The sequence below is a fragment of the Bythopirellula goksoeyrii genome (assembly GCF_008065115.1).
GTDB lineage: Bacteria > Planctomycetota > Planctomycetia > Pirellulales > Lacipirellulaceae > Bythopirellula > Bythopirellula goksoeyrii.
Window position 1 is genome coordinate 9,211 of the sequence record NZ_CP042913.1, and the last position, 13,658, is coordinate 22,868.

Annotated in this window: 10 protein-coding genes; 7 read left to right on the top strand and 3 right to left on the bottom strand. The window is 53.4% G+C overall.

Features of this window, described 5'->3' with window-relative positions:
• Positions 1–812: IS21-like element helper ATPase IstB (gene istB, locus Pr1d_RS00030; protein WP_315853100.1), on the top strand; the 812-nt coding region annotated here is incomplete at its 5' end.
• A gap of 966 nt (positions 813–1,778) precedes the next feature.
• On the opposite strand, the gene Pr1d_RS00035 is transcribed toward istB, so the two are convergent.
• From Pr1d_RS00035 to Pr1d_RS00045, 3 genes are read right to left on the bottom strand one after another with little or no spacing between them, the layout of a single operon-like run.
• Entirely contained in the window at positions 1,779–2,789 is a 1,011-nt protein-coding gene (locus tag Pr1d_RS00035) for an ABC transporter permease (protein ID WP_148071588.1), read from the bottom strand.
• 22 nt (positions 2,790–2,811) lie between these two features.
• Positions 2,812–4,344 carry a sugar ABC transporter ATP-binding protein gene (locus tag Pr1d_RS00040; protein WP_148071589.1) on the bottom strand — a complete coding sequence of 511 codons (1,533 nt, stop codon included), beginning with the start codon at positions 4,342–4,344 and terminating at the stop codon, positions 2,812–2,814.
• 21 nt (positions 4,345–4,365) lie between these two features.
• Positions 4,366–5,388 (bottom strand): sugar-binding protein, encoded by a 1,023-nt coding sequence (locus Pr1d_RS00045; protein WP_148071590.1) that lies wholly within the window; start codon positions 5,386–5,388, stop codon positions 4,366–4,368.
• Between the two features lie 212 nt (positions 5,389–5,600).
• Between Pr1d_RS00045 and pyrF the strand changes: the two genes are divergently transcribed.
• The 6 genes from pyrF (at position 5,601) to Pr1d_RS00070 (ending at position 13,577) form a co-directional block, all read left to right on the top strand.
• Positions 5,601–6,533 (top strand): orotidine-5'-phosphate decarboxylase, encoded by a 933-nt coding sequence (pyrF, locus tag Pr1d_RS00050; protein ID WP_148071591.1) that lies wholly within the window; start codon positions 5,601–5,603, stop codon positions 6,531–6,533.
• A gap of 448 nt (positions 6,534–6,981) precedes the next feature.
• Positions 6,982–9,675, top strand: a complete 2,694-nt coding sequence (locus Pr1d_RS00055) for a type I restriction endonuclease subunit R (RefSeq protein WP_148071592.1) — start codon at positions 6,982–6,984, stop codon at positions 9,673–9,675.
• A gap of 219 nt (positions 9,676–9,894) precedes the next feature.
• Positions 9,895–10,332: an endonuclease domain-containing protein gene (locus Pr1d_RS00060; protein ID WP_148071593.1), complete on the top strand. Its 438-nt coding sequence runs from the start codon at positions 9,895–9,897 to the stop codon at positions 10,330–10,332.
• A gap of 141 nt (positions 10,333–10,473) precedes the next feature.
• Positions 10,474–10,743 (top strand): type I restriction-modification system subunit M N-terminal domain-containing protein, encoded by a 270-nt coding sequence (locus Pr1d_RS25945; protein WP_210417839.1) that lies wholly within the window; start codon positions 10,474–10,476, stop codon positions 10,741–10,743.
• 120 nt (positions 10,744–10,863) lie between these two features.
• Positions 10,864–11,934 (top strand): HsdM family class I SAM-dependent methyltransferase, encoded by a 1,071-nt coding sequence (locus Pr1d_RS00065; protein WP_210417840.1) that lies wholly within the window; start codon positions 10,864–10,866, stop codon positions 11,932–11,934.
• A gap of 5 nt (positions 11,935–11,939) precedes the next feature.
• On the top strand, positions 11,940–13,577 hold the full coding sequence (locus tag Pr1d_RS00070) for a restriction endonuclease subunit S (protein ID WP_148071594.1): 1,638 nt from the start codon (positions 11,940–11,942) through the stop codon (positions 13,575–13,577).
• The last annotated feature ends 81 nt before the right edge of the window (positions 13,578–13,658 follow it).

Sequence of the window (13,658 nt, forward strand, 5' to 3'; positions counted from 1 at the left end):
TATGTCTCGGCCTACCAGGCGCTATTGGCGGAGGACGTGCGATGACCGAAACCAAGAGTACCGTGCTGGTAAAACATCACCTCAAACAATTGAAGTTACCGAACATGCACAGTGAGTGTGAGAAGATAGCGGCCCGCAGTGCGCAGGAGAACCTCGATTATTTGGCATTCCTACTCTCCTTGTGTGAGCTGGAACTGGTCGACCGGGAGCGGCGGGCTGCGGAGCGGAGACTCAAAGCCGCAAGCTTTCCGGCCCACAAGACGCTCGATGAGTTTGACTTTGGAGCGCAGCCCTCCGTCAACAAGCCGCTGGTACTGGAGCTCGTGAAAGGGGAATACCTTCAAAAGCGGGAGAATCTCATCCTGGTCGGTGCCAGTGGTACCGGGAAGACTCATTTGGCCACGGCACTCGGCATGGCCGCCTGCCTGGCGGGACAGAAGGTCCGTTTCTTTCGCGTTACCGAATTGATCACCACGCTGATCGAGGCTCGGGATGAAAAGTCGCTGCTTCGCTTGCGTTCACAACTGGCCAAGCAGCACTTGTTGATCCTTGATGAGCTGGGCTACGTGCCAGCCAGCAAGGTGGGGGCCGAACTGTTGTTCGACATTATCGCCACCGCCTACGAGCGGCAGAGCCTGATCGTGACCACCAACTTGCCATTCGAAAGCTGGACCGAAGTCCTTGGCAGTGAGCGGCTCACGGGCGCTGCGCTCGATCGGCTGACCCACCGCTGCCAGATCATCGAAACCACTGGCGAAAGTTATCGTCTCAAGGATGCCCAGCAGCGGCGCCGAAAGAAGTCTCAGGAGTAAACTACTTGGCCCAAGCGGGAGGGCCAGTTACAATCCCCGCTACCAACCTAGCGCTAAACTTTTCGACCGCCAGGCGCTCTGATTTTCGACTGCCATTTACACGGGAGCGATCTCACTTCCGACTCTGTTTGTGGTAGCACGGGGAGTGACGCTGACGGTGATCTTTATGGCGGGTGATGAGAAGTGAATGGCAGCGGTTGCTGTCCCCGCCTTATTCTTGGTGTTGAGTTATCCCTCCCATACGCCAAAAAAGTCGCTGCGGCAACGCCGCATCCACTTCAGGTACGGTCTTATTCAGAGTGAGCGATCAGATGCCCTACGCCAAGCATGTTTGAATTACCACCGGCTTTTAACGTGGATAGAATAGAGAGCACAAGACGGCAACCTCTGGTAGGTCTCAGAAAGAGGGTAGCTAGTCGGGGTGCCTCAGGAGGGTCGACAAGTTAGAAATGCCTATTCCACAGAAGCGGCGGCTACTCCATGTCCAGTTCTTATGGTCCGAAGTTTGTTCAAGCATCAAGTTCAGCGAGGTGGAGAAAGTGAGCTAGGAAGCAGGCTCGTTTCCGAGTTTTCCCTCCACAAGTTCTTGCTAGGTCGGCAAGGCAAAAAGTACCTGAGTAATCCTTCCGGCTCACGCTGAGGCGTGACACGGATGATGACACGGATGAGAATTTTTTCCACTGAAAAACGTGGTTAAAACAGAAGCGATGGAAAAGAAGAGACTTCTCGTAAGCTGTTTACTGGTAAGGACTTTAGGTCTCACCTGGACAGAAAATCAAGCATACCCCCAGTCAAACGCGCTACCAGACTGCGCCACGGCCCGAACATTGCTCAATTCTAATTGCTTTGTATGGGACTAGTATAGTCCAAATAGTTTTTGGGTAAAGGAATCTAGAATGGATCATCCCTCCACGAAATCTGGAGCTATTTGCAAGCAACCTTTTGCTTTTTCCTGTGTGCATTGGCTTAATTCCGAGAGGCAAGCAGACGGCGTAGAACTACATCGGCCGTCACTCCGGCAAGAATAACTCCCCCGATAATCGCGAATTCGATATTTTGGTATTCGGGAAAAACCAAGTTAATGGCGTTGCTCAAGACGACCATCACCGCAGCACCTAAGACAACCCCCAGTATGTTTCCTTCGCCTCCGCGTAGGGAACATCCACCCAAAACGGCTGCAGCAATCGCATAGAGTTCGTAAAAGTTTCCGAAATCGCTTGGCTGTGCGGCATTAATATCTAACACGAACAAGACTCCACCCAATCCGGCAAGAATTGAGCAGATCAGGTAGGCTAAGGACGTGACTCGATCTACATTGACTCCGCTGTATTTGGCAGCCTCCGGATTGCCACCGACGGCAAATAAATAGCGGCCAAACACCGTACGGTTAAGCACAACTGACGCAATCACTGCTATGGCGATCAGAATCAAAGTTGTTGCCGGTAAGCGAAATTCGTAAGCCTGTCCCTCAAAGAACGTCAGATGACCGGTGGCTAATACGCGCAGGCCCTTGTACGCTACACCGAATCCTTGTGATTGATCGCCCGTTATCCCACGAGCAATTCCGCGGTAAAGAAGCAACCCACACAAGGTGACAACAAACGGTTGCAATCGCATCTTGGTAATCATGAATCCATGAAACACACCAATTGCGGACGCAATCCCCAGAACTGCAAGCGATGCCATCGGCACTGACCAATGACACTCGGTAAGCAAGTAGGGTAGCAAGACTCCTGTCAGACATACGACCGATCCGATCGAGAGATCGATACCTCCGGTGATAATCACGAACGCTGCGCCGATACTGAGAATTCCAAAAAGTGCAGTACGATGAACAATATTCTCCAAATTACCCACAAGCAAAAATCGGTTGCTCGACACTGCCGTAAAGAGACAGATCGCAAACAACAAGGACGATATTCCCAGTAATTTGGAGCCTTCCAGACTGGCTAATGGATTGAATCGTCTAAAGTTCATACAAGATTGCTCCAGGTTGTATTCAAGCCGACTCTGCAGCAAGCTGTTTTGTTGAACTTCCCACTGCCAATCGCATGATAGCTTCTTCGTTAAAGTCCTCGCGCTTTAATTCCCCAGCAATCTGTCCTTGGTGCATCACAAGCACGCGATCGGAAAGGCCCACGATTTCTTCCATGTCGCTTGAGGCAAAGAGAATCGCTACCCCTTTTCCTGCCAAGTCGTGCATCAAGCCATAGATTTCTGACTTGCTGCCAACGTCGATTCCGCGCGTCGGTTCATCCAAAAGAAGCAACCGAGGTTCTCTCGCCAGCCATTTGCCAAGCACTACCTTTTGTTGATTTCCTCCCGACATGTGACCGACCTGCGACTCAAGGCCCGCCGTCTTGATTCCATAGTCACTGATCACCTTCTTGCATAGTTCAGTCTCGGCTTGCCGTCGGATGAATCCACATCGACTTAGCGCCTGACTGAGTGAAGCTAGCGAAAGATTCCAACGGACTCCTTTTTGTAGATGCAACCCGCTTAGCCGCCGATCCTCTGGGGCAAGTACCACTCCAGAGCTGATAGCATCGGAAGCGTTCTTCGGTGAATACGACTCGCCTTCGAGGAAAATCTCGCCGTCAACTTGGGGTGTAATACCAAAAAGGGTGGTCAAGAGTTCCGTTCGACCAGCCCCGACCAACCCAGCAAGTCCCACAATCTCGCCTGCTCGAACCGCAAAGTCCAGAGCCACATTAGGATAGCGAGCTGTTCGCAATGACTTAACATCAATCGCCTTGGCTCCAGCAGTGTGTGGCTTTCGTTGATAGAATTGCGAAATATCGCGGCCAACCATCATTTGGACGATACGCTCCCGGTCAATCTCCGAGTGTGAAAGCTCGCCAACGCATTTTCCGTCACGCAGAACAACCACTCGGTCGGCCAAATCAGTCACTTCATTGAGTCTATGCGAGATATAACAAATGCCAACACCCTTCGAGCGGAGTTGACGCAAGACCACGAACAATTGCTCTGCTTCCTGCTGTGACAATGAAGATGTCGGCTCATCCAGAATTAGAATCTTAGCGTCAACACTGAGTGCCTTAGCAATTTCGACGAGCTGTTGCATCCCAATGCTAAGCGAATCCAGACGTGTCGAAGGAGGGAGGTGAAGTCCAAGCCGCGCAAGGTGCAATTGAGCCCGACCAGTTACAGATTTACGGTCTACAAAACCAAACTTGCTAGGTTCCCGACCAAGACAAATATTCGCTCCAACATCCAAGTTAGGAGCCAGATTCAATTCTTGATGAATTAAAGCAATGCCGCAGTCAAGAGCTTGGGTGACATCGGCTAACCGGGTCGGTTTTCCTTCGATAAGAATTGTTCCAGATGAGGGCTGGACCACTCCTGCCAGGATTTTCATTAAGGTGCTCTTACCAGCGCCATTCTCCCCTACTACTGCCAGGATTTCGCCTGATTGGAGAGATAACGACACATTATCCAGTGCCTGGACGCCCCCATAGACCTTACTTACATCTTGGGCTTCTAGAATCGAACTAGGTGGCGATTTTTCCATGAAATACGTGGTTCGTCTAACCTATTTGTCCTCTAAAAGCTGCTTCATATTTTTCCAAAATGTTTCGAGATTCTCCTTTTTGATAGTACGAGGCGGAACGTCGACAAAGCGGTCTGCAGGGAGATTTGATTCCTCTCCGCTATTCAAGCCAACCAATAAGCGTATCGATTCATAGCCGTACTTATACGGGTCTTGAACCACGGTCCCTATGGCGTTGCCGTCCTGAATAGCTTGAAGAGTGGACTCGTCCTCGTCAAAACCAATTACCTGAACTTTCCCGAGCATATCCGTTCGTTCCAATGCCTCAAGAATTGCTGGAGGATTGTAAACGAATAACCCAACCATCGCCGAGATGTTTGGATACCGAGTTATAGCATCCTCGACATTGGCTTTTGCCTTTGCCCGATCGAAGCGGTCGGTGAGCGTTCCCAGAATGTTGTACTTCCCGTCTTCGCTAAGAACACTCGCTCCAGGAGGATCGCGGCGAGTAGAATCTGGTTCTCGACCCACGATAGCGTCAATACACCCTTGGCGTCGAAGTTGCGCATTGTCTTGATCGAGTCGGCCAATGAAAAGCATCACCTCGCCCCCCTCAGGAAGCGCCTCTCGAACGAGTCTTCCACACATCAATCCGGCCGCGTAATTGTCCATCCCTATGTATGCCAGTCGATTGCTCTCGGGCGCATCAGAGTCTTGCGTTATCAGAATAGTTGCTTCGGCCGCCTTGTTTAGTATGTCAGTCTGATTCGCAGAATTAATCGGGCTGACCGCAATTCCATCGATGCCTCTGGTAATCAAATCTTCGAGCTTTCGGGTCTGGTCTGTTAGCCCATCTGGCATGACAACCGTAACCGCTACACCGGCCTCTTTGGCAGCTGCCTTACTTCCCGCGGCTGCAATATTCCAGAAGCTCGCTACTCCATTGGTAACAAATGCAAATTGTGGACGTTCATCTGCCGAATCGCTACAACCTAGCAGTGCCATCAAAGAAAAGACGAGCAGGTGCGTAATGCTCCTGGAAAGTCGGTGCAGAATAGATATCATGAATAGAATCCTGGATCTTTCAGATAAGATAACGTGGCTAATCCACTATCATAAATTGGCTAACCACTCAGATGCAAGCTGATATCTCAAACGGAAAGTCGTGGATAACACTCTTATTTGGCCGTGTAGTTCCCACTTAAGTTGCTTGCCGACTGTTCCATCGTGCCGTGCAGTAGTTTTGACTCAAGAAAGCCATCGAGAAAGGTGAAGTTTTGAATCATTTCGGAGAGGAATTGGCTGTCGCAGTTCGGCGCTGCAGAAACCCTGTCGTCGTGGGGCTTGATCCACGTTGGGAAAGTTTACCGGCAAGTTTCAGACAAAATCGAGCTTCGGATACCGAATCGCAAGCAATTGCGTACGAAGAGTTCTGTCGTGAGGTGGTTGACGTAGTAGCACCATTGGTTCCTGCGGTGAAACCTCAAGCGGCCTTCTTCGAAGAATGTGGACCGGCAGGCATGTTGGCCCTGGCCAACGTCATGGCCTATGCGCGGGACAAGGGGCTCTTAGTAATTCTTGATGGCAAACGAAACGACATTGGCTCCACTGCCGAGGCCTATGCCCGCGGATACCTTGGTCGAAGTAGCGTCTGGGGAGCCGATGCACTTACCATCAGCCCCTACCTCGGTGCCGATAGTTTGCAGCCTTTCGTAGATGTGGCCGTAGAACGCGGTGCCGGACTCTTCGTCTTGGTAAAGACCTCCAACCCGGGTGGAGGCATGCTGCAGGATCAATTGATCGATGGCCAGCCCTTGTATCGAACCGTTGCCCAATACGTTGCCGATCAATCCGCTGGTGCAACAGGGCAGGGTGGGTACGGAAGCGTGGGCGCCGTGGTAGGTGCAACCTACCCAGATCAGCTTGCCGAACTTCGCGCGGCAATGCCCAACACCTGGTTCTTAGTCCCCGGCTATGGAAGCCAGGGAGGAACCGCAAAAGATACGGCCGCCGCATTCGACGCACAAGGCTTAGGTGCCATGATCAACAATTCGCGAGGAATCATCTTCGCTCATCAGCGCCCTGAATACAAAGACAGCTTTGGAGATTCTCGCTGGCAAGGGGCTGTGGAAGCTGCGACCGAGGATATGATCGCGCAACTGCAAGCCGAGACAGCAGTGGGGAAACTTGGGTCAAGCGATTCACCTTGATTGATTAGAGCTCATTGGAGAAATTCCCCAAAACCCTCCCTCGGGAGGGTCGCGAGCTATCGAGCGGGGAGGGGGAAGCGGCAACTTGCGCCAGTCATACCAGCCCCGTTACCCAAACAATTGCTCTAGTAGCCCATCATCAAGCCCTCCCACAGTACCACCACTCTCCGAGTAATAATTTCCTTTCGTGAGCAACCGGGAAACCGCACCATACAGTGCTTGCCAATCAGACAAGTTACCGACGCTCGGATTACACTGCCATGCGAGAAAGTCGTTGCCGTCGCCGTCACTACCAACTCATAACACCATGTGCATGTTTCGAATTCCCTCCTCCGTTCCACCTACCCCTTTCGCACCTCCCCAGATTATAATGGCAGAACCATAAAAACAGGAATAACTCGTTAAGCACACGCGATTACTATCTTTCTAACCTCGAAGGAAGCCAAGTTTGCCCAACTCTTCTCGCGAATCCGAACGCCTAACCCGTAAGAAGCGGATTGACCCCAAGCTTAAGACGTTGGGCTGGGAGATTGTGCCATTCCAAGAAGGGAAGGACCTCGCCGAGTACTCGCATCACGCCATCGAAGAGTTTCCTACCGACAAAGGACCGGTCGACTATGCCCTGGTAGTTAATGGCCAATTGCTAGGCGTGATCGAAGCAAAGAAGGTTGCCCTCGGCCCTCAAGGCGTCCTGCAACAGGCGGAACGCTATGCCAAGGGCATTTCTGCGAGCCCCTTCAACTATCGTGGCTTCCGCGTCCCGTTCCTCTTCTCATCCAATGGCGAGGTGATCTACTTCCACGACGTGCGGCACGAGTTGGAACTCTCCCGCAAGATCGTCGACTTCTACACCCCAGCCGCTCTCACCGAACTACTTGCCACGGATCTCGACGAAGCTCACGAGCGATTGCGCGGGCTTCCTCAGAATCAATCGATCCGGGCCTGTCTGCTCCGGGCCAATGATGCGATCGAGCAGGCACTCGCCAATCGAACCCGGCAAATGCTCGTCGCCATGGCGACCGGAACCGGCAAGACCTATATGAGCGTGAATCAAATCTATCGGCTCATGAAATCAGGCACAGCCAAACGTATTCTGTTTCTGGTAGATCGCCGTGCACTAGCAGCACAAACCGTGCGGGCCTTTGCCTCGTTTGAGGCTGAACCGGGCCTCAAGTTCGACCAAATCTACGAGGTCTACAGCCAGAGCTTTCAAATGGGTGATTTCGACGAAGAAGAGAAATTCGATCCCAAAGTCTTGCCGAAAGACTACCTCGTGAATCCCACCCCCGGCCATGCCTTCGTTTATGTCTGCACCATCCAGCGGATGACCATCAACTTGTTCGGCAGGCAGGCGGTCTTTCAAACCACGTCGGACGAAGAAATCGACGAAGATGCCGAACAACTCAAGATACCGATTCACGCCTTCGACTTGATCATCGCCGACGAGTGTCATCGAGGTTACACCACGGGCGAGGTCTCGGTCTGGCGAGACACCCTCAATCATTTCGACGCCACCCGCATCGGCCTCACTGCCACCCCTGCCGCCCATACCAAGGCGTACTTCAAGAACATTGTCTTTCGCTACCCCTATGAAGACGCCGTTCGGGATGGATATTTGGTCGACTACAACGCTGTGAAGGTCCGCTCCGATGTGCGAATGAATGGCATCTTCCTCAACGAAGGTGAAGAAGTCGATATCGTCGACCCCGACAGCGGAGCAGAGACCCGAGACAGCCTCGAAGATGAACGGCAATTCGAGAGCACCGAGGTCGAGCGCAAAGTCACCTCACCCGACTCCAATCGCAAGATTGCCGAAGAACTAAAAAAGTACGCCGACGAACACGAGCAAGCGACCGGCCGCTTTCCCAAAACACTCATCTTCGCTGCCAACGACATTCCGCACATGTCCCACGCCGATCAGCTTGTAGAAATTTGCCGCGAGGTCTTTGGGCGAGGCGATGCATTCGTCCGCAAAATCACCGGTCGCGTCGATCGACCCTTGCAACAGATTCGCGAGTTCCGCAATCGCCAGAAACCCGGCATCGTTGTGACAGTCGATCTGCTCACCACCGGCGTCGATATTCCCGATCTGGAGTTCATCGTCTTCCTGCGACCGGTGAAGTCCCGCATTCTCTTCGAGCAGATGATGGGCCGTGGCACGCGTAAAGGGGAACATCATCCCGACAAGTCACACTTCTTGGTCTTCGACTGCTTTGATGGCACCTTGCTCGAATACTTCCGCAATGCCACCGGCATTACCGCTGAACCACCCGACATGCCCGCCCGCACCATCCGGCAGATCATCGACGACATCTGGAGCAATCGCGACCGCGAGTACAACATCCGCTGTCTCGTGAAGCGACTCCAGCGGATTGAGAAAAACATGGACGCCTCCGCCAGGGAGCAGTTCGCGGCCTTCGGCATCGCCGATGGGGACGTCGGCAAATACGCCTGCGCCTTGCCGCGCAAACTCAAGGAGGACTTTGTCGAGACGATGAAGCTCTTGCGTAAGTCGGATTTTCAAGACCTCTTGGAAAACTATCCCCGCCAAAAGAAGCTATTCATCCGGGCACCGGAGCACGAGGACATCGTCACGAGCGAATACCTCATCCGCGACGGCAAGGGGAATGAATACAAACCGGCAGACTATCTGGCGGCCTTTCAGAAATTCGTAGACGAAAACACCGAGAAAGTCGCAGCGATTGGCATTCTGTTGGACCGCCCCCGCGACTGGAACACCGCTGCACTGACCGAACTCAAAGATAAGCTGTCAACCGCACCGGAGCGATTCACTCTGGAGAACCTACAACGGGCCCACGAGATGCACTATCATAAGGCCCTGGTAGAAATCATATCGATGGTCAAGCACGCAGCGGATGAGGCCCAACCACTACTGACGGCGGAAGAACGGATCGACCGAGCGTTTGCGAAGCTGACAGCGAAGAAGACGTTTACTGATCAACAACAGCAGTGGCTCGACCGCATCCATGATCACTTGGTGACAAGCTTGACGATTGATCAGGAAGATTTTTTGCTGATGCCGGTCTTTGAACAGTCAGGCGGTTGGGTACAGGCGAATCGGGTGTTTGAAGGGAAGCTTGACGATTTACTTTTGGAACTGAACGAAGCGATTGCAGCTTGACGAAGCCCTCCCCGGCCCTGAGAGGCCGACCCTCCCAGAGGGAGGGTGTAGATATCGGTCTTCCTCCCTGATTTTACACACCCTCCCCCCGGGAGGGTCGGACGCCGTAGCGGCCGGGGAGGGATCTGGGCAGCGCTCCAGCAAGGTTTGGTTCGCCGAACAGCAATGATAAACTTGTATCTATTCACTTCTACACTCATACAATCGCTTTGACTACCAATGAATCCAAAACCCCACTCATCTGAGAAAACAACACGCGCCCATGCACTGCGACAGCAGCAAACCAAATCCGAATCGCTTCTTTGGTCACTATTGCGGGGTGGGCAGTTGTGTAACTTGAAGTTCCGTCGCCAACATCCCATCGGTCCCTACTATGCAGATTTTGCCTGCGTCGCTGAGCAACTGGTGATAGAAGTTGACGGCGGATACCACGACGCTGTAGGTGAAAACGACTTGCATCGAGAAACCTATTTGCGCGAGTGCGGATGGCAAATCCTACGATTTACCGATAAGGACGTCGAACACGATGTGCAGGCGGTCGGTCAGGCCATCGCATCGCACTTAGGTAAGCAGTATGATTTCAAACACCGAGATCGTCGTGGTGCAGGGATAGTGCATGAAAGTGCACCGGAGGGGCCGATGAATTTGTTTAGATAGCAGGCTTGTACCCTCCCCGGCCCTGAGAGGCCGACCCTCCCAGAGGGAGGGTGTTTTATAATTACCCTCCCTCTGGGAGGGTCGGACGCGGTAGCGGCCGGGGAGGGCAAACACCCAATCACTAAGTAAAGGAAATCCAACTTGTCTGACGTTGTCCAAAAACTCTGGGGCTTCTGCCATACTCTCCGCCACGATGGCATCGACTATGGCGACTATATCGAGCAGATTACCTATTTGCTCTTTCTGAAAATGTCCGACGAACGGGGCATCGGTCTCATCAAAGTGAAAATGCGGTCTGTCGACGACCCGAAGAAGAGCGTCAAGCTCGACTGCGCTTGGCCTGCTCTCACGTCCAAAGCGGGCACCGACCTCACCGACTATTATGCCAATGTCCTGCGGGCACTTGGTTAGCAGGAAGGGCTCCTGGGCGACATCTTCTCCGGGGCTCAGTCGCGGTTCAACAAGCCGGCGAATCTCAAAAAGCTGCTCACCACTATCGACGAAACCGAATGGACCACGCTCGAAGTCAACGTGAAAGCTGATGCCTTTGAGGGGCTTCTCGAAAAAGCCGCCGCTGAAGGTAAGAAAGGGGCGGGGCAATACTTCACGCCACGGCTCTTAATCAAATCCATCGTTCGCTGCATGAAACCCGACCCACGCACCAGCGCCGATTACAAAATCTGCGACCCCGCCTGTGGCACGGGGGAGTTTATCGTGTCAGCATACGAGTGGCTCCTCGGCGAGACCAAGAATGGGGCCGATCTCGACCGGCCCACCGTGAAGCGAGTCAAGAACAACACCTATTTTGGCCAAGACCTGGTTGCCCGCCCGCGAAGGCTGGCCCTGATGAATCTTTACCTGCACAACCTGGAGCCGCACATCTCGCTGGGCGACTCGATCTACGACCCGCCACCGGGGACGCGGTTTGATTGCATCCTCACCAATCCCCCCTTCGGCACGCGCGGAGCGAATCAGGCCCCCACGCGAGACGACTTCACCATCACCACCAGCAACAAGCAGCTCAACTTCCTGCAGCATGTGCTCACCACACTCAAGCCGGGGGGTCGAGCGGCGGTTGTGGTGCCGGACAACTGCCTATTTGCCGATCAGGCGGGCGAAGTTTTCAAGCTCATCACCGAAGACTGCGACCTGCACACCGTGCTGCGGCTCACCAACGGCACGTTCACGCCATACAGCCCCGGCACCAAGACGAACGTCGTCTTCTTCACCAAGGGCTACCCGACCGAAACCGTCTGGATTTACGACAACCGCACCAACATCCCAGGCATCACGAAGAAGGACCGCCCGCTCACCAAAGAACACTTCACCGCTTTCGAGAAGTGCTACGGCAAGGACCCCAACGGCGGAGCAAAGCGCAAGGCAAGCGACTCGAAGGACGACCGCTGGCGGAAGTTCAGCATCGCCGAAGTAAAGGAACGCGACTTCAAGCTCGACAGCCTCAAGTGGCTGCGGGACGAATCCCTCGACGACAGCGACGACCTGCCGCCGCCCGAGCAGCTCGCAACCGATGCGATATCGGAACTCGAAAACGCAATTCTGGAGCTGAACGGCGTCGTGGCATTGCTGGAGAATGGTGGTTGAGCTTCATGAGCATTGCAACAGATAAGACAGTGGCCTCGTCAGAAAACAGCGACGGTTCCTTGCCCGAAGGATGGGCAGCCTGCCAAATAGAAGCTGCTGGTAAATGGGCAACTGGCGGCACTCCCTCCCGTAAGAACCCGGAGTATTTCGGAGGTAAAATCCCTTGGGTAAAGAGTGGCGATCTGAATGATGGGAGAATCACCGCAACCGAAGAATACATTTCACAAGAAGGACTTGCGAACTCTGCCGCAAAAATACTTCCAAGTGGCACGCTCTCGATTGCCTTGTATGGGGCGACTATTGGCAAGCTCGGTTTGCTTGAGATTGAAGCAGCAACAAATCAAGCCTGTGCGAATTGCATTGTTGACGAACTGCACTTTGACCGTTCTTATCTCTTCTACTATCTGCTTTCGCAGCGACAATCCCTAATCGAAGCCGGACAAGGTGGAACACAACCGAACTTGACCAACAAGATTGTGCGTGATTGGCCTCTTCACCTTCCACCCCTCGCCGAGCAAAAGCGAATCGTGGCGAAGGTCGAGGCCCTGTTGGAGCGGGTGAACAAGGCCCGCGAGCGGCTCAGCCGCGTGCCGGACATCCTCAAGAAGTTCCGCCAATCCGTCCTCGCCGCCGCCTGCTCCGGCCGCCTCACCGCCGACTGGCGGGAGGAGCATGGTAATGTAGAGCCTGCAGATGAGCTCATTTGCCGAACACGAGATGAGCGTCAAGCTAAATGGGAAGAGGCTGAAATGGCGAAGTATGCTGCCGGAGGGAGAACTGGAGGTTCAAATAACTGGAAGTCCAAGTACAAGCCAGCAGTTGAAATCGATACAGATTCACTATTCGAGCTTCCAGAGACGTGGATGTGGGTTTCATTCGACGAAGTGTCTGCTCAGTCGCTCTACGGCCCTCGCTTTGGTGCCGATGAGTATGTTTCTGAAGGTGTTCCGACAATCCGGACGTCTGATATGGATTATCGAGGCAATATAGACTTTGACAATCCGCCACGACTTGAAATAGAAGAACGAGCGAAGCCGCACTTTTGTTTGAAGCGGAATGACTTGCTTGTAACACGCACTGGTGCAACGATAGGAAAGTGTGCTCTATTCGACTCCGAATTAGGGGAAGCTATTGCAAGTGCCTACTTAATTCGATATCGCCTAACAACGTCTACGACGGACCCGAAGTATCTTCTAAACTTCCTAATGTCGCCGCAAGGACAAGAGCGACTGGTAGGCGGTACACAAGCCTCCGCTCAACCTAACATTAATACCAAAGCAATTGCCAGGATTCCCTTGCCGCTCGCACCCTTAGATGAACAACGAGAAATTGTGCGTCGGGTCGACTTCTTGTTGGATTATGCGATCGAGATTGAAGATCGAGTCTCAACTGGAACTAGACGAACCGAAAAGATTGGCCAGTCCGTTCTTGCCAAGGCATTCGCCGGAGAGCTTGTCGAAACCGAAGCCGACCTGGCCCGCCGCGAAGGCCGCGAATTCGAACCGGCTTCCGTTCTGCTGGAGCGCATCGCGGCAGAGCGAGCGGCGGAGAGTAATGGAAGCCCAAGCGGGCGGTCAAACGTAAGAAGAAACGTTAAGAATCTGTCCCAATACCGAAACGACTCTTTCCCTCCCCGGCCCTGAAAGTCCGACCCTCCCAGAGGGAGGATGTTTTAGAATACCCTCCCTCTGGGAGGGTCGCGAGCTATCGAGCGGGGAGGGGAT

Bases quoted from the DNA above. Each gene is read 5' to 3' on its own strand.
- Pr1d_RS00035 (WP_148071588.1), bottom strand. From the start codon at position 2,789: ATGAACTTTAGACGATTCAATCCATTAGCCAGTCTGGAAGGCTCCAAA.
- Pr1d_RS00060 (WP_148071593.1), top strand. From the start codon at position 9,895: ATGAATCCAAAACCCCACTCATCTGAGAAAACAACACGCGCCCATGCA.
- Pr1d_RS00040 (WP_148071589.1), bottom strand. From the start codon at position 4,344: ATGGAAAAATCGCCACCTAGTTCGATTCTAGAAGCCCAAGATGTAAGT.
- Pr1d_RS00045 (WP_148071590.1), bottom strand. From the start codon at position 5,388: ATGATATCTATTCTGCACCGACTTTCCAGGAGCATTACGCACCTGCTC.
- Pr1d_RS00070 (WP_148071594.1), top strand. From the start codon at position 11,940: ATGAGCATTGCAACAGATAAGACAGTGGCCTCGTCAGAAAACAGCGAC.